Below are 18,543 nucleotides of genomic sequence, written 5' to 3'. Positions count from 1 at the left end.
GGAGGCTAGTTGCCGGAGAGGGTTGCGATGCGGGATACGGCGAGCTCTGCATACAGCGCGGCACCGTCGGTGAGGACGCCGTCGTCGAACGTGGCGTAAGGGGAGTGGTTGAACGGCGACGTCGTGTGGTCGGCTCCGGGAGCGACGGCACTGAGGCCCACGAACGTGCCGGGGACCTCGGCGAGGACGCGGGAGAAGTCCTCCGAACCGCTCAGGGGAGTGGCCATGCGGGTGTACCGGGACTCGCCGAACATCCCGGCGATGACCTTTTCGGCGGTGGCGGTCTCGTCGTCGTTGTTGATGGTGAGGGGGTATTCCTCCTGGTAATGCACGTCAGCCTCCAGGCCGTGGGCTGCGGCAATACCGTGCAGCAGCCGGGGTACTGCTTCCATCATCTTCCGGCGGGACTCCTCGGAGAAGGTCCGGATGGTGGCTTCGATCCGTGCGGTCTCGGGAATCACGTTGCGCTTGGTTCCGGCGTGCAGGACGCCGACGGTCAGGACGACGGGGTCGAACATGTTGAACTGCCGCGTGACCATCACCTGCAGGGCGGTGACCATTTCGGCGGCGGCTGTGACGGGATCCTTGGCGGAGTGGGGCGCTGAACCGTGGCCCCCCGCGCCCAGCACGGTCACCACGAGGCCGTCCGAGGAGCTGAGCATGACTCCGGGTTTGGTGACGAACTGCCCGTGCGGCTCCAGTGAGGAGAAGACGTGCATCCCGTAGGCGGTGTCCGCGCGTCGGCCCGCGGCGTCTAGGACGCCCTCCTTGATCATGTAGCTGGCACCGTCGAAGCCTTCTTCGCCCGGCTGGAACATCAGGATGACGTCGCCGGCCAGTTGCTCCCTGCGCTCGGCCAGGAGGGTGGCAGCGCCGGCGAGCATGGAGGTGTGGAGGTCGTGGCCGCAGGCGTGCATCGCGCCGTCCACGCGGGAGGTGTAGTCAACGCCGGTGTTCTCCTGCACGGGGAGACCATCCATGTCGGCGCGCAGGAGGACCACGGGCTTCTCAGCCGAAGCGTGGGCCGCACCTCCTCGCAGTACTGCGGTGACCGACGTCGTTTCCTTCCCCAGGGTGATCTCGTACGGAAGTCCGTCCAGTGCCTTGAGCACCTTCTCCTGCGTGCGGGGGAGCTGCAATCCGATCTCCGGTTCGCGGTGGAGGTCGTGGCGGAGGCGGACGATGTCCCCTTGCAGTTCTTTGGCGTCGGCGGCGAGTGTCATGAAGTCTCCTGATCCATAAGGTGATGTGTTCCTTATGCCATTTTGTGGTGACCTGCTTCACATGCTCGAAAACAACTGTAAATATGCATTTTGCTGCTTGCAGCACACGATTCATGCACGCTTCTGGGAGAATCAGCTCATGGAACTCAGCGAAGAAGATCTGCGTTTGGTCAACGCCTTGCAGATATCGCCCCGGATCAGTTGGTCCGACGCCGGCAGCGTCCTGGGCGTCCACGCCACCACCCTGGCATCCCGCTGGGACCGCCTGAGGGCTGCGGGCGCTGCCTGGACCACGGCGCATCTGATGGGCGATCCCAAGGACATGTGCTTGGCCATGGTGGACATCGACTGCGAAATGCACCTCAGGCCCGAGGTGACCGCCGCCGTCGCGCAACTGCCCGAGGTCATCACAGTGGAAGAAGCTGCCAGTAACCGCGACCTGACACTGACGGTCATCACCCAGGACCTGGAACAGTTCAGCACGCAGGTGTTGCCTCGGCTCAAGGAAGTACGGGGACTCACCAAGTACCACACGGCTCTCTGTACACGGATCCACACCAGCGGCTACGCGTGGCGGCTCAATGTGCTCAGCAAGGCGGAACAGCAGGCATTGCGGTCGCTGGCGGGACCTGAATCCGCCAACCCTTCTTCTCCCGACACCGTCGTGGCGCCCTTGCCGGAGACGCACCTGGCGCTCATCCCGTTCCTTGCCCGGGACGGCCGCGCCACTGCGGCCGAGATCGCTCGGGCGCTGGACCGGAATCCAGCCACCGTGCAGCGCCAACTGGGACGCGTCCTGGCCAGCCGCATGCTGTCCTTCCGCTGCGAAATAGCCCAGCAGTACTCAGGCTTCCCCATCACCGTCCAATGGTTCGCCAATGTCCCGGCAGGTCAGCACGAGGCCGCAGCCACCGAGCTCAGGGCCATCCGCAACATCCGCTTCTCCGCATCCACCACGGGGCGCACCAACTTCACCATGATCATGTGGCTGCGCTCCCTGGCGGATGTCATGGAAATGGAGCTCACCATCCAGCAGCGGATCCCCGGCATTGAATTGGTGGAAAGCGTGGTGATGCTCAATACGGCAAAACGGGTGGGGTGGATGCTGAACCCGGACTCGACCGCCACGGGAACAGTCGTACCGCCCTACGGAGACCTGCTGCCGGAGGGCGCCTAAGCCCGCTTCGTGGCCCTCAGGACAGTGTCCAGGGTGGTGCCCGATTCACCGCTGGGACCCGAAGCCGTCCGCGCCCTGTCCGTCAGCACGTGGACGAACCACGGCTCGGTATCTAGCCGCAGGGCTCCCGCCAGCTGCTCCGGAGTGAAGAAAAGCCCGGCCTCGTGGTGGTGCTGGCTCCAGGACGGCAGGCCGTGCGGGTGATGCCCCACCACCAGCAATGTCCCGCCAGGCGCCACAGCCCCGGCGGCCGAGGTGACCGAATCACGCCACGGCAGCAGGGGCGAATGCAGGAACTGTGCCGAGACCAGATCGAAGTCCGGCTGCGGCTCCCATTCCGTCAGGTCCTGCTGCTGCCACGTGATCCGGTCAGCGACGCCTGCTTCCTCGGCGTGCGCGGCCGCGCGTTCAAGCGCGACGGCGGACACGTCCAGGGCGGTAACCGTCCAGCCCTGCTTCGCGAGCCAGATAGCGTCCCCGCCTTCCCCGCAGCCCAAATCGAGGGCCTTGCCGGGCTTCAGGTCCTTGGCTTCGGCCACCAGCTGCGCGTTCGGATTCCCGCTCCAGATCTTCGGCCGCTCCCGATACATGCCGTCCCACATGTCCACGGCGTTGTCCGCATCTTTATGGAGGTTCAAGCCACCTTGCTGGGCGCCTTCGTGGGTGTGTTGGCCGTGCTGGTGGGTGCCGCCGTCGTGCGTGTGTTCAGTCATGACCCAAGCGTGCCAAGAGGCTGCAGCGGAAGGCAATGCCTTTTGCTGTTTCGGCAAAGCCGGCAGGCAGTTTGGCTCTGCAGTCAGTTTGGCTAGTCCGGCAGCATCCACCGTTGTGCCCCGGCGCCCGACGCACCGAGTTCGTCCGACGGGTTCTGGAGCGTGCACGATTTCAAGCTCAGGCAACCGCAGCCAATACACCCGTCGAGGTCGTTGCGCAGGTGCTGCAAGGCCGCGATCCGTTGGTCGAGTTCCTCCCGCCAGCGCAACGACAACCTGCTCCAATCCCTCTTGGTGGGCGTGCGGCCTTCGGGCAATGAGTTCAGCGCCTCCCGGATGTCCTTGAGCGGCAGTCCCACCCGTTGCGAGGTCTTGATGAACGCGACGCGCCGGAGTGTGTCACGCCGGTACCGCCGTTGGTTGCCTGCTGTCCGCTCGGCTTCGATAAGCCCGTTGCGTTCGTAGAAATGAAGGGCCGACGGCGACACTCCGCTGCGCTCGGAGAGCTCACCAATGGTCAGTGGCCGGTGGGCGGAGGCGGTGGGCATGGACCTTCTTCCGGTAGGGGTGTGCTGGATTGACCTCAACATTAGTTGAGGTTCTAGGCTGGCGTCCATGACCTCAGACACCTCAACGGCCGGAATTCTGGGCCGCCCGTACCTCCTTGCCACCGTGGGGGCCTGCGCGCTGGTATTCCTCAGCGCGTTCGAGTCCCTCGCAGTGACAACCGTCATGCCGCTCGTGAGCCGGGACCTGGACGGAGCCAGTCTCTACGCGCTTGCCTTCGCCGGACCACTGGCTACGGGCGTGATGGGTATGGTGGCGGCCGGCAACTGGTCCGACCGTCGAGGGCCGGCGGCGCCCCTGTACTCCTCGGTGGCACTGTTCGTTGCCGGCCTGCTGATCGCCGGCATGGCCGGAACCATGGAGATCCTGGTGCTCGGGCGCTTGGTACAGGGCCTGGGCGGCGGCGCGATGACCGTTGCCCTCTACGTGCTGGTGGCCCGTGTGTACCCACCCGGGCTGCACCCGAAAATCTTTGCCGCCTTCGCCGCGTCCTGGGTGGTTCCGTCGCTCGTTGGTCCGTTCGCCGCAGGTGTCGTGGCCCAGCTGAGCAGCTGGCACTGGGTCTTCCTGGGTGTCGTGGGCCTGGTGGTGCCAGCGCTGCTGATGGTGGTGCCGGCAGTCCGGGGCATGTCGTCCGAGCCTCCCGCCGAAACGGTTCCGTGGGCTCTCGGGCGCATGGGATGGGCGGCGCTCGCAGCTGTTGCCGTCCTCGGGCTTAACCTCTCCGCTGAGGTGCCGGGAGTTGGTGGGGTGATTGCCGTCGTCGCACTTGTCCTTGCCGTGGTGGCTGTCCGGCCGCTGGTGCCGCGCGGGACACTGACCGCCCGGCGGGGACTGCCCAGTGTGATCCTGGTCCGGGGCCTGGCGTCGGCGGCGTTCTTCGGGGCCGAGGTCTACCTGCCGTACCTGCTGACCGAACGCTATTCATTCACGCCCACGTTTGCCGGGCTGACACTGACCGGTGCGGCACTGGCGTGGGCCGGGGCGTCGGCGATCCAGGGGCGGCTTGGAACGCGTCTGGCTGATGACCTCGCCATCAAGATCGGTGCCTCGCTGGTGCTGGTGGCCATTGTCCTCACCCTCGTGACGGCCGCGCTGGCGCTGTCCGCCGCCGTTGCCATTGGCGGGTGGATCCTTGCCGGCGGCGGGATGGGACTGATGTACCCGCGCTTGTCCGTCATGACGTTGGCGCTGTCCACCGAGGAGAACCAGGGCTTCAACAGTGCGGCCATGTCCATCTCCGACTCCCTGGGCGGTGCGCTGTCCCTCGCCGCTACAGGACTGGTCTTTGCGGCATTCACGACGACGAACCCGTTTGCGGCGGTCTTCGCACTTACGGCGGTGATCGCCGTCGTCGGGGTTCTGATGGCGCCGAGGGTCGCCGCCCGCGCGGCCGCAACCAAGTCCCCGAACGTCGAACCGGAGCTCTCGCACCACGCCTGACCCGTTGTGGGGCCCGCTTTGCGCGCTTTGCAGGCCCGGAAGCACGCATAGCAGGCCCCGCAACGCCGGCCGGGTTAGTTGTGGGGCCCGCTTTGCGCGCTTTGCAGGCCCCGAAGCACGCATAGCAGGCCCCGCAACGCTGGCCGATGCAAGGTTCCACCCCCATCACTGCTAAGCTAGGAACACTTGATGTGCGGTGACGCCCTGAAGCAGGTGGCCTGAAAGGCTGCGCGACGGGGCATTTTTCATGTGAGAGGCACATCCTGCGTCGATGAACGCGTTCTATTTGGTCCCGGCCACCGCTGTTGCAGCGAACCGGTAGACCACCTGACTTTTCCTCGGCGAACCCCTGGCCCAACCGGCGTCGGGGGCCGATGTCCGCAACTGGACACCGCCCGAAAGACATGAAGTTTATGACTACTTTTGCTGCCCTTGGCACGCCCAAGGCCATTGCTGATTCCCTCGCTGCAGACGGCATCGAAGAGGCATTCCCCATCCAGGTGAAGACCCTCCCGGACACCCTCGCAGGCCGCGACGTCCTGGGCCGTGGCCGCACCGGCTCCGGCAAGACCATCGCTTTCGCCATCCCGCTCGTGGCCCGCTTGGCCGAGCGCGAAGCCAAGCATTTCCGCAAGCCCGGCCGCCCCATGGGCCTGGTCCTTGCACCGACGCGTGAACTGGCAACCCAGATCAACGCCACCATCGAACCGCTGGCCAAGGCCATGGGCCTGAACACCACGGTCATCTACGGCGGCATCTCCCAGGCACGCCAGGAGAAGGCGCTGCGCGCCGGCGTCGACATCGTCATCGCCTGCCCGGGCCGCCTCGAAGACCTGATCCGCCAGCGCATCCTGACCCTCGAAGCCGTTGAGGTCACCGTGCTGGACGAGGCCGACCACATGGCCGACCTCGGCTTCCTCCCGGTGGTCAAGAAGCTCATGGACATGACCCCCACCCAGGGTCAGCGCCTGCTCTTCTCCGCGACGCTGGACAACGGTGTTGACAAGCTGGTCAACCGTTACCTGTCCAACCCGCTGACACACTCCGTGGACGATCCCCAGGCCGCTGTCACCACCATGGAACACCACGTCCTGGTGGTCAACGACCAGACTGTCAAGAAGCAGCTCATTGTTGAATTGGCTTCCGGCGCCGGCCGCCGCGTCCTCTTCATGCGGACCAAGCACCACGCCCGCAAGCTTGCCAAGACCCTCACCGACGCCGGCATCCCCGCCGTCGACCTGCATGGCAACCTGTCGCAGAACGCCCGCGACCGCAACCTTGCCGAGTTCTCCAACGGTGACGTCCGCGTCCTGGTGGCAACCGACGTCGCAGCCCGCGGCGTGCACGTTGACGACGTCGAACTCGTCATCCACGTGGACCCGCCCACAGAGCACAAGGCATACCTGCACCGCTCCGGCCGTACGGCCCGCGCAGGTTCCGATGGCACCGTGGTCACGCTGACCCTTCCGGAGCAGCAGAGCGACGTCAAGAAGCTCATGAAGGCTGCCGGCGTCGACGTTTCGTTTGAGCGCGTCACTGCCAACTCGCCGTTGGTTGCCGACCTCGTTGGCGAAATCGCCGACAAGGTCGATCCCCGCACCCGTGCAGCACTCCTCGCGGCGAAAGCCCCGCAGGGCGGCGGTACGTCCACCGGCGCGAACGCACAGCGCAAGCGTGCACGCCGTTCCACACAGGCTGCTCCCACGGCCGGCGGCCGTGGTGGTCGCAACGGACGCGGAAAGGTCGCGGCTGAGCCGGTTCGCACCGACGTCAACCGCGCCGAGCGTCGCGCAGCAATGAACGACGACGTCGCCCGCAGCTCACGTGGCCGCGGCAAGTCCGGTGCCACTCACCGCAACGACGTCCCGGGCTCGCAGGGCCAGGGCGGCCGCAGTGGTCGTCCGGCTACCGGCCAGCGCGCAGCTTCGGCTCCTCGCACGGCATCCACCACCTCTACGCGTACCGGTGGGAACAAGGCCGTATGGTCCTCCGCTACGGGTGCTACGTCCGGTGGATCCTACGGTTCGGGTTCCGGCAACTCCGGTCGCGGTGGATCCGGCGCAGGCCGTCCGGCACGCAGCGGTCCCCGCCGCGCTTCGGCTCCTGCTTCGAACGAGCGCCGCGGCCGCTAACCTCCCGTTGTGAGGCCCGCTCTACGCGCTTTCCGGAAGGAATGGAGCGCAGAGCAGGCCCCGCAACTTCAGGTACTACCAGCCCCGGGCGCGCCACTCCTCAAGGTGTGGCCGCTCGGCTCCGAGGGTCGTGGGCAATCCATGGCCCGGGTGCACCAGGGTATCGTCCGGATAGGCGTCGAACAGTCGTTCCGACACGTCGTTCAACAGAGAAGTGAAGCGTGCAGGATCTTTCTGTGTGTTGCCGACGCCTCCCGGAAACAGCGAGTCTCCACTGAAAATGTGGGCCGGCCCGTCCGGATCCTGGTACACGAAGGCGATCGAGCCAGGGGTATGTCCACGCAGGTGGACCGCCGTGAGCTCGATGTCGTCGAACCGCTCAACGTCGCCGTGACCAATCCGGACATCCACCGGAACCGGCAACGCATCGGCGTCGTCCTCTCCCGCTGACGTGGTGGCCCCGGTGACTTCCACCAGCTCCGCCAGCGCACGGACGTGATCCCAGTGCTGGTGGGTGGTTGCTATCCGGACCAGCTTGATGGGCTCGGCCGAATCGCCCGCGGACTCCGACAGAAGCTGCTGGATGGCTGGAAGGTCGTCGGCGGCGTCGATCAACACCTGCGCCCCTGTGGACTTTGACGTCAACAGGTACACGTTGTTGTTCATCTCGCTGACCGAAATGCTGCGAATGGTGACGTCACGTAGTGAGTGAATAAGCGAATCCATTCGTTCAGCCTACGTTCTTGGCTTCGCGGCCCTGCGAGACCCAATTGGGGTTGGCGGAGCGTGAACCCACGACGGCGGCAGCGGCTTGGTCGAGCACCTCAAGGTGCGCTGTTCCCAGTTGCAGGGACAGTGCGCCGAGATTCTCGTCGATCCGGTACGTCTTGCGCGTGCCGGGGATGGGGACCACCGAAATCCCGAGGCGCTGACCTTGGGCGAAAAGCCAAGCCAGGGCTACTTGGGCAGGAGTTGCATCCAGCCCACTGGCTACCTCGCGAACCGCGGCTACAACGGCCTGGTTTGCATCAAGTGCCTCGTCGCCAAAACGGGGGATCTTATGGCGGAAGTCATTTTCGCCAAGATCGCCCGCGCTGACAGTTCCCGTAAGGAACCCACGGCCCAGCGGCGAATACGGCACAAACCCTACGCCAAGCTCCTTGGCTGCAGGAACAACGTTGAGCTCAACATCCCTGCTCCAGATTGACCATTCACTCTGGACCGCGGCAATGGGATGGACGGCGTTGGCCTGCCTGAGCTCCTCGGCTGTCACTTCCGACAAGCCGAGGTGCCGGACCTTGCCCTCACGGACCAGCTCCGCCATTGCCTCCACGGTTTCCACTATCGGAACGCGGAGGTCACGGCGATGCATGTAGTAGAGGTCAATGACGTCAGTGTCCAAGCGGCGGAGGCTCGCTTCCGCCGCTTGCCTGACGTACGGTGCATCCCCGCGGACTCCCGTGTATCCGTCCGCGGGGTTGCCCTCAATTCCAAACTTCGTGGCTACCTGGATCTCGTCGCGGCGCTCCTTGAGGAGCCTGCCCACGAGTTCCTCGTTGCTGCCCGCGCCATACACATCTGCGGTGTCGATGAACGTGATGCCCGCGTCCACGGCGTGCCTGAGTGTTTGCAGGCCTTCCTCTGGGTCGATCCCGCCATAGACCGGGGTCAGGGCCATTCCGCCGAAACCGAGGGGGCTGACCGTGAGGCCATCTCCGAGCTGAACTGCAGTCATGAACGTCTCCAATGCGTGTTTGGGTGCTCTTGAAGGCGTGAACCCGATGGCGCGCTGGGGTATTCCTGCGATTTCTGCGAGCACCGCCTGGCCTCGCGTGGCCTTGCCTGGCTGATTCGATGGTTCGCTGCACAGTGTGCCGTGCGAGCGGCATGGTGTGCAGCGAACCATCGAAACAGGGCGCCAGGGAGCGGGCGCTACTCGGGCTTGGCTACAGCTTTCTCTGCGGGCAGCGCCTTCAGGCCGGCGGCACATCCCACGATTCCGGCGATAAAGAGGAGTTTCAGCGGGCTTGCCGATTCGACGCCCGTGATCATGGCCCAGCCAACGGTCAGCGCCGCGCCGATACCCACCCATACCGCGTAAGCAGTGCCAAGGGGGATGCGCTTCACCGCGATGCCCAGTCCCAGCATGCTCAGTACTGCGGTGACGGCGAAGACCAGTGTGGGCATGAGTTGCGTGAAGCCATTGGAGAGCCCCAAAGCGGTGGCCCACACGGCTTCGAGGAGCGCCGACGCCAGGAGGATGGCCCAGAAGATTCCGTTACCGGTGTTCTTGGTTTTTGTCGTCATGGCTATGCCACCACCTTCAGGCCGACCACACATGCACCGATTCCGGCAAGCAGCAGCAGCCGGGCCGTCGTCGCGCGTTCAACTTTGGTGACCATCGCGTAAGCCGCGGTGAGCACCACGCCTACCCCCACCCACACGGCGTAGGCCGTGCCCGTTGGGATGGATTGCATTGCGATCGCCAGCCCGCCCATGCTCGCAATGACTGCGACCAGGAAAACGACTGTTGGGACGGGTTTACGGAAGCCCTTGGAACGGTGCAGAGCTGCGGCCCAGACGGCCTCGAGAGCACCGGAAAGAATGAGAATTATCCACGACATGACATTTCCTTTGGCCAGTCTTGTCGCGTGCCGGGTACTGAACCGTCGTCCGGAGGTTCCAGAGCGGAACCTTCATTTCAGGCTAGCAACTCCGGCGCGGGGTGGCCACTTCTGGTGGTTAACGTCACCAGATCAGGCGTCAGCCGGCTCCACATGGTCGATCGAGATCACTGCGATAAAGCCCCGCCCGGAGATCTCAGGGCTGCGGGTATCCGAACCCACGACGGCGTCATAGCGAGCCAACTCGACAGGTTCCCCGGGGCTGGTTGCCGGAGCGCCGCCGTCGGACTTTTCCTCAGCAGCCGGCTCTTCCTCGACTCCGGCGCCGGGCGCAACTGTCGCCTTGCCCTCCAGCAGAACAGCCAACTGCCCCTCGAACACCGGGTGAGCCCGTTTCTTGGAGATCTCAACGATCGACGTGTAGCCCTTGAACGCGCCTTCGCGGGCGATGACGTTCAAGTCACGGATATCGCCGGTGGGGAGAGTCGCCGAGGATGCTGCCTCGCCGGAGAAACGGAACGGACGGTATTTCTCGAGCGGGTGCTCGGAGCCGTCCACGGTGAGGAGCAGCAGTTCGCCGTCGATGATGGTGATGACCCGCTCCATGCCCGGGAAAACGGAGAATTCTCCGGCTTTGGAGACGTCGGCGATGCTGACACGCCAATCCCAGGCGCCGTCCTGCGCAGAGGCTGCCTGCGGGTGGCTCGCGAGTTCGCGCGTCACCCCGCCGCCATTGCGCCACGGTTCGGGACGGATGTCAGCAAAACGGATAATCTCCATCCGACCAGCCTAATGGTGGACGCAGGTTCTCCGATGGCAACGCGGCTTGCTAACGTCATATGTGGAAAACGTCGTTTGGGTAGTGAGGGAGGCGCTGGATGTTCGTCAAAGTATGCGGCTTGAGCACGCCCGAATCAGTACGTGAAGCCGTCGACGCCGGTGCTGACGCCGTCGGTTTCGTCCTCACCACCAGCCCGCGGGAGGTCAGCCCGGACCAGGTTCGTATCCTGCTCCCGCTGGTGCCCGCCGGGGTTCATGCCGTGGGCGTTTTCCGGCATGAAGCCGCCGCCGATGCCGTAGCGACGGCCCGCGCGGCAGGACTTTCGTGGGTGCAGCTGCACGGTCGCCGTACTGCCGACGACGTCAAAACAGTGCACGACGCCGGCATGCGGCTCATCCGGGCCGTCACCATGGGTGCCTCCCAGGACGAGTTCGCGGATCTGGGCGAAGACGTGTTCCTGATCGACGCCGCAGTGCCGGGGTCGGGGGAGTCCTGGGACTACGCCTCAGTGCGTGACAAGGGGCTCGAGAGCCGGGCGTGGTTGCTCGCCGGTGGTCTGGAACCCGGCAACGTGGCCTTCGCCGCAGCCGCTGCCGGCGCTTGGGGAGTGGACGTTTCCTCCGGTGTCGAGTCTTCGCGGGGTGTGAAGAACCTGGCTAAGATCCGCGCCTTCGTCACAGCCGCCAAAGCCTGACCCTCCCTCACATCCCTATGGTTTCAACCGGTCCCTTCCTCACGTCCCGCGTGTTTCGGCCGGACGCTTCTTCACGTTCCGCGTGTTTGAACTGGACGCTTCTTCACGTCCCAGGTGTTTCAACCCGATCCTTCTTCACTTCCCGGTGTTTCGGCCGGACGCTTCTTCATTTTCCGCGTGTTTGAACGGGACGCTTCTTCACTTCCCGGGTGTTTCGGCCGGACGATTCCTCAAATCCAGGGCGCTTCGGTAGGGGTGTGGAAGAGGGTTGGTGGGAAGGGCGTGGGGTGTGGAAGAGGGTTGGTGGGAAGGGCGTGGGGTGTGGAAGAGGGTTGGGGGGAAGCCATAGGGATGTGAGCGAGCGTCGGGTTGGGCGGCTGAAGTCAGGGAAGATTCAGGGCAGACCCCTAGGCATTTTGTCAGCCCCGCAGGAGAGAATGAGGACATGAAAACGATCCTTAACGTCATCTGGCTTGTCTTCGGCGGGTTCTGGTTGGCCCTGGGCTACTTCGCGGCAGGCATTATTTGCTGCGTGCTCATCGTGACCATTCCTTGGGGCATCGCTTCGTTCCGGATCGGGGCGTACTGCTTGTGGCCTTTCGGGCGGATGGTGGTTGAGAAGCCGGGCGGCACAGGGGTGTTCGCGCTCCTGGGCAACGTCATCTGGTTGCTGGTGGCGGGTATCTGGATTGCCATCGGTCACGTGGTCACCGCGTTTGCCATGGCCATCACCATCATTGGGATCCCGCTGGCCATCGCCAACCTGAAGTTGATCCCGGTGTCGCTGATGCCGCTCGGCAAGCAGATTGTGCCCACCAACCAGCCGTTCGTCAGCACCTACCGCTAAGGTGCGGCCCCGCTAGGACGCAACAACCGCCCCGGTGCGCAGATCGAAACGGAACGTCCGCTCCACACGCACGCTCCCGCCGTCGGCCTCCACCGTGAAGGCGAGTTCCAGCGTGCTGTGCTCGAGGTCCGACGCCGTAATGGTGTAGGTCGGCGTGAAGTAGAGGACATGCTCGCCGGGTAACAGGTCCGCGGGCGGGAAACCGCCCGCGTTCTGGTGCGGTCCGCGAAGTACGACGCCGGCAGCCGGCTCAGTGCCTCCGTTGCGGACCCGTCCGGTGAAGGCAAGGATGTCCCCGGCTTTGTAGCCGGGGACGATGGGTCCGTAGTTGAGATCCTGGGCTTCCCGGGTGCCGAGAACCTGGTCTCCGGCGTAGCCCTGCCCGATTTCTTTCCACGTTTGGACATCCCATTGGCCGTCGCTGTTGGACGGGATCACGTGGAAGTCGCCGGCGTTCTGCCACACGGCGGGCCGGCCTGGGGTGGTGGACCGCAGTTCCATGTCGAAGACCAGGCATGTGGGCCCAAGCGTAACCCGGGGTGAAGCGGAGAGTTGCCCCGCCAGCTGCTCGGCAGGAATGGACGCGAACACAATCTCCCGGTATCCCTGCCGTTCATAGAGAACCCCGATATTCCCGTTCGGCAGCCGCGCCACGGTGGAGTAGGCCGAGCTTCCCGGGCACAGCAGCAGCTTTGCCGGCCAGGTGGCGCCGTTGTCGGGGGAGAGACTCAGCATGGTGTTCCGACGCAGATGAGGGTCCTGGTTGTTGCTCGCCAGCAGCCAGGATGAAGTCTCCGGCGCCACGAAGGTACCATGCGGCTGACCATCGAAGCGCGTCAGGGACCCGTTGTCGCTGGGATCCGGCAAATCCGGAACAGGCTGCAGCGGGCTCCACGTTTGGCCGCCGTCCTCGGACACTGCAGCCAAGCGGCAGGGCGTGGCCCGTGAATGCAGGAGCAACCGGCCATCGTCCAAGCACACTACTTTGTTCTCGTTCGGCCCCACGCCTGAGGTACCCGGACCGATCAGCTCGCCCAAAGTCCAGGTCTCACCATGATCGTCGCTGAACGCAGACGCGGCCGTGATGGCACCGTCCACCAGCAGCACAAACTGTTGCACCAACCGGCCCGCAAAAGGTCCGGTGTGGATCTGGATTCCCTGTCCGGCGGCGGCGAACAGGCCAGTGACAGCGCCGCGCTTAAGTTGCGCGGTGAGCCGGCGGTGCTGCCAGGTGTCGCCGTCGTCGTCGGAGAAGCTGACGTCCGCGTGCTGCACGTCGTCATCCGGCTCCAATCCGGCAACTGCTTCAAAGAAACCTGCGTGGGTCCCGGCGGCATGGAACATGAAGATGCGCCCGGTGTCGGAGTCCACCAGCAGGCTTGGATCGCCGAAGCCGTGGAGTCCCGAACCGGTGCGAACCAGCTGCTGTGGCTCCCACGTGACTCCGTTGTCGTAGCTGCGGCGCAGGAGGAGATCGATGGGATTGGGGAGGTCGTCCAGGTTGGGCCTGCCGTCATAGGCGGCTAAAAGAGTGCCCCGGGTGCTGATAGCAAGGGCGGGGATGCGGTATTGCCGGTAGCCGCCCACGCCGCGCACAGCCAGGACGTGCTCTACATCGGGGACGGCTAGGGGAACCGATGAGCGGGAAGGGTCCAAGAGGTAGGAGGTCACACCTCTATGCTAGCTGGACGCCAACACTCCCCGATAGGCACCGTCCTGCAAGAGAGCAATTGCGGAACCTGCGTCCAGCTCCGCCGCGATGACGACATCACCCGCAAAACCGGCGTCGATCAGTTCCCGGCCACTGGAACATCCCCGCAGAGTGCCCGCAAGATGCGGTTCCGCAGCATCGAAGGCGGCAGCAGCAGCGGCCGCTTCCGGGGAAAAATTGTGACGCCCGGCAGCCGCGAGCCCGGCAATGAACGCCCCGGCTCCAAGCTCGTCCTCCAAAGCCGGCCGCAGGCTACCGTTGCCCCACTTCTCACCCGCAGCGATGACGGCAATAACGGCACCATGAGGCAGTGTGGCCTGCACCCAATCGGCCGTGGCAGCGGCGTTGCGGAGTGAAACGGCCACCACCTGACGGGCTGAACCGGCCAATTCATGGCTGATGGTGGACCCGTTGGGGGAGGGCAGAACGACCCGGTCGAGTACCGGCGCAGCACTGAGGCTCACGGGCGACAAGCTCAGCCCTTCCGAACCCCGCGGCCCCGCCAATGCGGCCCGGTGGCGGGCCGCGAACTCGCTTGCACCCGCGTCCCTCAGCGGATAGGGAAACACCACCGCCCCGCGATCCACCGCGACGCTCACGCACGTGGTGAACGACAGGACGTCGACCACCACCGCAAGGTCAGCTCCGGGCACTACTGCACGGGCGCCGTCGAGCCCCCATTCAAACCGGACCGAGTACGGAAGCTGCCGTTGCGGCGCTCCGGGTTCGCTGGGCACGCCGCTCACGCGAGTTCGCCCGCTAGGTTCCGGCGGGCGGCGTCGAGCCAGAGGCCCTTGGCCCGTTCGCTGTGGAACAGCGGGTCCAGGCTTAGCAGATGGCGTACGACGGCGGCGCGACCCTTCGCGAAGTCATCGTCGCTGACGTGGGCGTAGTCTTCGCGGACGGCGGCCAGGTAACGTGCGTAGGCCTGTTCGTCGCCGCCAAGGACAGAGAGGTCGGCGTCGCAGAGGAGGGCGCCGGCATGGTCACCGGGCTCAGGGGAGTGGGTGGAAGTGAGCCTGACGAGCCGGGCCACCTCGGCCACATCGGCAGCGGCGAGGCCAGCAGCCGTGAGCCGGTCCTCCGCCAGGATGGCTGAGTCTTCCTCATCCTGACCAGCAACACCTTCATAAACGGCGTCGTGAAACCAAGCCGCCAAGGAGACGGTCCGTGCAGGCAGGGCGGGTTCTGTCAGAGTGTCCAGGGCTTCAAGAACTGCCAGGAGGTGTGTGCGGCTGTGGTATTTCCTGCCGTCCTCGCCCCACCGCTCCAACAGCTCCAGGCCCAGCTCCTCATGGCCGGGGAAGATACTGTTCCAACGCTCCATCAACGGAACTGTCAAAGCTTTACTCCGTTCCCGCGCGGGAATTCGTAGGCCGCTGGCGATGAGTTTGCGGACCAGGATTCTGGCCTCCACGGGGATTGCGCCGGCGAGCACGAGGTCGTCGTAGCGGCGTTCCGGGACGTCATAGTGGTCCCCGTCGAAGGCCCTCTCCGGAACCCCGGCGGCAGCCGCGAACGCATGGAGCTCATCCAGCGACGTGTCCGAGACTAGATGCGAAAAAACTGTCCCGTGCGCGGGCCACAGGGGCGGATCGACGTAGATGGCCATGGCCAAAGTGTAGTCCCGGGAGATCCCTCCCAGTCGCCGGACGGGACGCCTGCAAAGAGGCTTCCGGTCACGGCAACGGGGAAGGAACGCACCCGTGGGACATCATCTATGGCGCCGCCTATCCCAACAACAGCCGGGCACGCTCTGAAGCATCGTGGCGTATCTGCTTAACCGCGGCCACCTCCGTCTCCAGTTCCTTCATGCGCGTGGTCAAGTACTTGTCCAACACCGCGGTGATCTTCGCGTCGAATCCGGTGCTTTCGCGGCAGCCCGCATCGGTGACAGCGATCTTCAGTTCTTTCTGGCCGCCGGCGTCCAATCCCGCAGAGACCGCTTCGCCCGGGTGGCTGTAGGGGAAGGCCGTTGTGGACATGCATTCTTTCCAGGAGTCGACGGCGGTCTGGATCCCGGCGTCCTGGCCTGCAGCGTTGGTGGCGACCATCAGCGAGTTGAAAGCCAATGCGGTGGCCCTCATGTAGTTGTCGGCAGTCCCATAGATGGCGGTGATGCCCTCGGCTTTGCAGCCTCCCCACAGCATTCCCGTACCTGCTGAGGACTGGACTATATTCTGTTCAGGCGAGCCACTGCCGTTGAGGGCCTGCTGAAAAGCGGGATCGGCCATGAGTTTGCCGAGGTCGGAGTCCGGGGCGGGCTCGCCCGGTCCCTTGGGCTTGGTTGAGGCGTATCCCGAAGCCCGTGCAGTCTCAACGCTGAGCGTATCGAAGCCTACGTGCTGTTTGAGATCCACGGATTGCTGTCCTGCGGAAACCGGTGTGTAGTCGTATCCAGCCTTGGCCATGCACCGACGCACGGCTTCGGCCACCCCGTTTTCGGCCGCGGAATCCGCGGACGCGAACTGCTCGGCTGCCAGAGTCACGCCGGACACCGGATGCTCCGCCGGTTTGGTCAGCATGGAGGAGACTCCTGGCGTGGCCGCGGCAGCCAATGTCGCGGCAGCCCCGGCAGTAAGAATCAGTACCCCAATGGTTTTCTTTTTCATCGTTTCTCCTCTGGACGAATTATGGTCGGTTTTTGGCAATGCGGTGGCCGGCCCTGGTGTTCCAGGGCCTGGTTTGGAGCGTGATGATCTAGCCGATCAGCCTGTTTTGGTACGCGAAGGCAACCAGCTGGATCCGGTTTTTGAGTTTGAGCTTGGACAGGATGTTCCCGATGTGGGATTTCACCGTGGCGTCGCTGAGAACCAGGGACGCGGCGATCTCCCCGTTGGCCAGGCCTTTGGCCGCCAGCATGAAGACATCGTGCTCCCGGGCTGACAGGGGTACCAAGACTGCCGTGTTGGACTCTGCGGGAGTGGTGTAGTCCCTGAGCAGTTCATTCGTAGCCGAAGGAGCCATGACCGCGTGCCCGGAGTGAACGGTGCGGATGGTGGCGAGCAGGAATTCCGGTGTCGCATCCTTGGTGAGGAAACCGCCGGCGCCGGCTTGGATGGCGCGGACCACGGCTTCGTCGTGCTGGATGGTGGTGAGCACAATGACCTTCGTACGGCCGCTGCTTTCGGTGATGCGGCGCGTGGCGGTGATCCCGTCCATGACCGGCATCCGGATGTCCATCAGCATCACGTCCGGTCCGACGTCCGCCGCGAGGGCAACAGCCTGCTCACCGTCAGTGGCTTCGCCTACCAGGTCCAGGTCAGGCTGGCTGCCAAGGATCATCTTCAAACCAGCGCTGAACAGGGGTTGATCGTCAACCAATGCGACGCGGATCGGGGTGTCGTTCATGGCAGGATTGCCTCCACTTCGAAGAGTTGGCCGTTGGTGACCGTAGTGAGCCGCCCGCCCGCCGCCGTCGCGCGTTCACGCATACCCGGGATGCCGCGGCCGGTTCCCGACGGCGGCAGTTCAGTCCCGCCGTCGGCCAGCCTTGAGCGGATCTTCAGACGCAGGCCGCGGGGTTCGCGGGCAACCGTCACCACTGCGCCGGCCTCGCGGTCCCCATGTTTGAACGCATTCGTCAGGCTTTCCTGGACGATTCTGTAGACGGTGAGGTCCTCTACCGGGGAGAGACCCTCCAGCCCGGCCGTGTGCAGCTCGACAGGCATCCCGCTGCTCTCCAGGCGTTCGGCCAGGGCCGGCAATTCCGAGGTTCCGGGCGCGGGGCCCTCCAGTTCCGAGCCGAAACTTTGCACGAGCCGCCGGGTTTCCTGCAGTGCGCTCCTTGCCGAAGACGCAATGACGTTGGCCGCCTCCTCCACCAGTTCCGGCTCAGTCCGGTGGACGTAGCGGATCCCTTCCGCCTGGGCTGTGATGACGGCGAGGGAATGCGCAAGGACGTCATGCAGCTCCCGGGCGATCCTGTTGCGCTCTTGTTCGATCACCAAGGCGCCCGCCGTTGATTCGAGCCGGGACTCCGCCTGTTCCTTCGCCATCCGGTTGGCAACGGCCTGCCGTACCGACGCAGCGGCAGCCCATCCAGCGAGGTTGAGGGCCGAGAATGAGGCGAACACCAGGAAGGCGTACACAGCAATGCGGAAGGGGCTCGCTTCGGTCAGCTGTTTGCCGAAAACAAAGTTGATCCACGCGGTGTCGGCGAACCAGTTCACGGTGACCAGCCCGGCTGCGGTCACGGCCGCAACGGGCAGTGGCCACCGCTGCGGTTCTTTCCAACCGAGAGTGGCGAAAAAGAAGAGCACCGGCAAGCACACATAGGGCGTGGCGTCGGACAACATCACGCTCGGGAAGATGCCAAACGCCTGGAAGCCCAAGGCAGCGAAGGCGAAGACGATGGCGGGAACGGGGACCAGTTCGGCGGCTGCAACCGCCGCCGTGAGGGCGACCAGGACCGCGCTCGCCGAATCGAAACTGCGTTCCTCCAGGACCATGAGTGCCACAAGCATGCCAAGGCCCGCCAAGGGTGCGGCTGCGGGGCGGAGGGCCTGGATTCTCGGTGACATTCTTCAACCCTAGGGTGAGCGGTCCGGGCTCGGGCCCCGTTTGGCCCTGGTTCATCCGGGCGGGGGAGCAAGTTCGTCCGAGGTACTGAGAGGCGCGACATGCCGATG

At 64.9% G+C, this 18,543-nt stretch carries 19 protein-coding genes and 1 riboswitch; of the genes, 5 read left to right on the top strand and 14 right to left on the bottom strand.

Going from position 1 to position 18,543, the window contains the following annotated elements:
- Nucleotides 1-5: 5 nt before the first annotated feature.
- Entirely contained in the window at nucleotides 6-1,223 is a 1,218-nt protein-coding gene (locus tag ACNAOU_RS19020; RefSeq protein ID WP_189076230.1) for a M20 metallopeptidase family protein, read from the bottom strand.
- Between the two features lie 139 nt (nucleotides 1,224-1,362).
- Between ACNAOU_RS19020 and ACNAOU_RS19015 the strand changes: the two genes are divergently transcribed.
- Entirely contained in the window at nucleotides 1,363-2,400 is a 1,038-nt protein-coding gene (locus tag ACNAOU_RS19015; protein WP_110505263.1) for an Lrp/AsnC family transcriptional regulator, read from the top strand.
- Here the strand turns inward: ACNAOU_RS19015 and ACNAOU_RS19010 are convergent.
- Both ACNAOU_RS19010 and soxR read right to left on the bottom strand, forming a co-directional pair.
- The gene (locus ACNAOU_RS19010) at nucleotides 2,397-3,113 is read right to left on the bottom strand and encodes an SAM-dependent methyltransferase (protein ID WP_275776378.1); all 717 of its coding nucleotides are present in this window, start codon (nucleotides 3,111-3,113) and stop codon (nucleotides 2,397-2,399) included. The two genes, ACNAOU_RS19015 and ACNAOU_RS19010, sit on opposite strands and share 4 nt — an antisense overlap.
- A 92-nt stretch (nucleotides 3,114-3,205) precedes the next feature.
- Nucleotides 3,206-3,730 (bottom strand): redox-sensitive transcriptional activator SoxR, encoded by a 525-nt coding sequence (gene soxR / locus ACNAOU_RS19005; protein ID WP_081623354.1) that lies wholly within the window; start codon nucleotides 3,728-3,730, stop codon nucleotides 3,206-3,208.
- Between soxR and ACNAOU_RS19000 the strand changes: the two genes are divergently transcribed.
- Both ACNAOU_RS19000 and ACNAOU_RS18995 read left to right on the top strand, forming a co-directional pair.
- On the top strand, nucleotides 3,729-5,123 hold the full coding sequence (locus ACNAOU_RS19000; protein WP_422757509.1) for an MFS transporter: 1,395 nt from the start codon (nucleotides 3,729-3,731) through the stop codon (nucleotides 5,121-5,123). The two genes, soxR and ACNAOU_RS19000, sit on opposite strands and share 2 nt — an antisense overlap.
- 413 nt (nucleotides 5,124-5,536) lie before the next feature.
- Nucleotides 5,537-7,255 carry a DEAD/DEAH box helicase gene (locus ACNAOU_RS18995; RefSeq protein WP_018778305.1) on the top strand — a complete coding sequence of 573 codons (1,719 nt, stop codon included), beginning with the start codon at nucleotides 5,537-5,539 and terminating at the stop codon, nucleotides 7,253-7,255.
- Between the two features lie 75 nt (nucleotides 7,256-7,330).
- On the opposite strand, the gene ACNAOU_RS18990 is transcribed toward ACNAOU_RS18995, so the two are convergent.
- The 5 genes from ACNAOU_RS18990 to ACNAOU_RS18970 all read right to left on the bottom strand — a co-directional run bounded on the left by ACNAOU_RS18990 (nucleotide 7,331) and on the right by ACNAOU_RS18970 (nucleotide 10,659).
- A complete protein-coding gene (locus tag ACNAOU_RS18990) occupies nucleotides 7,331-7,981 on the bottom strand; it encodes an MBL fold metallo-hydrolase (RefSeq protein WP_422757508.1) in 651 nt (216 codons plus the stop codon).
- A gap of 4 nt (nucleotides 7,982-7,985) precedes the next feature.
- On the bottom strand, nucleotides 7,986-8,990 hold the full coding sequence (locus tag ACNAOU_RS18985) for an aldo/keto reductase (protein WP_275776369.1): 1,005 nt from the start codon (nucleotides 8,988-8,990) through the stop codon (nucleotides 7,986-7,988).
- 197 nt (nucleotides 8,991-9,187) lie between these two features.
- Nucleotides 9,188-9,562: a DMT family transporter gene (locus ACNAOU_RS18980; protein ID WP_018778308.1), complete on the bottom strand. Its 375-nt coding sequence runs from the start codon at nucleotides 9,560-9,562 to the stop codon at nucleotides 9,188-9,190.
- A gap of 2 nt (nucleotides 9,563-9,564) precedes the next feature.
- Nucleotides 9,565-9,879, bottom strand: a complete 315-nt coding sequence (locus ACNAOU_RS18975; RefSeq protein ID WP_064722538.1) for a DMT family transporter — start codon at nucleotides 9,877-9,879, stop codon at nucleotides 9,565-9,567.
- Between the two features lie 9 nt (nucleotides 9,880-9,888).
- A riboswitch (guanidine-III (ykkC-III) riboswitch) is annotated at nucleotides 9,889-9,954 on the bottom strand.
- A gap of 57 nt (nucleotides 9,955-10,011) precedes the next feature.
- Nucleotides 10,012-10,659: a HutD family protein gene (locus ACNAOU_RS18970; protein ID WP_193590063.1), complete on the bottom strand. Its 648-nt coding sequence runs from the start codon at nucleotides 10,657-10,659 to the stop codon at nucleotides 10,012-10,014.
- Between the two features lie 98 nt (nucleotides 10,660-10,757).
- On the opposite strand from ACNAOU_RS18970, the gene ACNAOU_RS18965 reads away from it, so the two are divergent.
- A complete protein-coding gene (locus ACNAOU_RS18965; protein ID WP_422757507.1) occupies nucleotides 10,758-11,354 on the top strand; it encodes a phosphoribosylanthranilate isomerase in 597 nt (198 codons plus the stop codon).
- A 445-nt stretch (nucleotides 11,355-11,799) separates the two neighbouring features.
- The gene (locus ACNAOU_RS18960; RefSeq protein ID WP_018778312.1) at nucleotides 11,800-12,201 is read left to right on the top strand and encodes a YccF domain-containing protein; all 402 of its coding nucleotides are present in this window, start codon (nucleotides 11,800-11,802) and stop codon (nucleotides 12,199-12,201) included.
- Nucleotides 12,202-12,213: 12 nt separating this feature from the next.
- Here the strand turns inward: ACNAOU_RS18960 and ACNAOU_RS18955 are convergent, their stop codons facing one another.
- From ACNAOU_RS18955 to ACNAOU_RS18930, 6 genes are all read right to left on the bottom strand, one after another.
- Nucleotides 12,214-13,872 carry a sialidase family protein gene (locus tag ACNAOU_RS18955; protein ID WP_422757506.1) on the bottom strand — a complete coding sequence of 553 codons (1,659 nt, stop codon included), beginning with the start codon at nucleotides 13,870-13,872 and terminating at the stop codon, nucleotides 12,214-12,216.
- Between the two features lie 9 nt (nucleotides 13,873-13,881).
- The gene (locus tag ACNAOU_RS18950; RefSeq protein ID WP_422757505.1) at nucleotides 13,882-14,658 is read right to left on the bottom strand and encodes a 2-phosphosulfolactate phosphatase; all 777 of its coding nucleotides are present in this window, start codon (nucleotides 14,656-14,658) and stop codon (nucleotides 13,882-13,884) included.
- A complete protein-coding gene (locus ACNAOU_RS18945; RefSeq protein WP_193590059.1) occupies nucleotides 14,655-15,524 on the bottom strand; it encodes a DUF4031 domain-containing protein in 870 nt (289 codons plus the stop codon). Before ACNAOU_RS18945 ends, ACNAOU_RS18950 begins: the two co-directional genes overlap by 4 nt.
- A 118-nt stretch (nucleotides 15,525-15,642) precedes the next feature.
- Nucleotides 15,643-16,524 (bottom strand): hypothetical protein, encoded by an 882-nt coding sequence (locus tag ACNAOU_RS18940; RefSeq protein ID WP_422757504.1) that lies wholly within the window; start codon nucleotides 16,522-16,524, stop codon nucleotides 15,643-15,645.
- A gap of 88 nt (nucleotides 16,525-16,612) precedes the next feature.
- The gene (locus ACNAOU_RS18935; RefSeq protein WP_422757503.1) at nucleotides 16,613-17,263 is read right to left on the bottom strand and encodes a response regulator; all 651 of its coding nucleotides are present in this window, start codon (nucleotides 17,261-17,263) and stop codon (nucleotides 16,613-16,615) included.
- Complete coding sequence (locus tag ACNAOU_RS18930; RefSeq protein ID WP_422757502.1) at nucleotides 17,260-18,435, bottom strand: sensor histidine kinase; 1,176 nt, start codon at nucleotides 18,433-18,435, stop codon at nucleotides 17,260-17,262. Before ACNAOU_RS18930 ends, ACNAOU_RS18935 begins: the two co-directional genes overlap by 4 nt.
- Between the last annotated feature and the right edge of the window lie 108 nt (nucleotides 18,436-18,543).

It is taken from the genome of Paenarthrobacter sp. C1 (assembly GCF_049315185.1).
In the GTDB taxonomy this organism is placed as follows: domain Bacteria; phylum Actinomycetota; class Actinomycetes; order Actinomycetales; family Micrococcaceae; genus Arthrobacter; species Arthrobacter nicotinovorans.
This window is presented reverse-complemented; position numbering and strand designations above follow the sequence as displayed.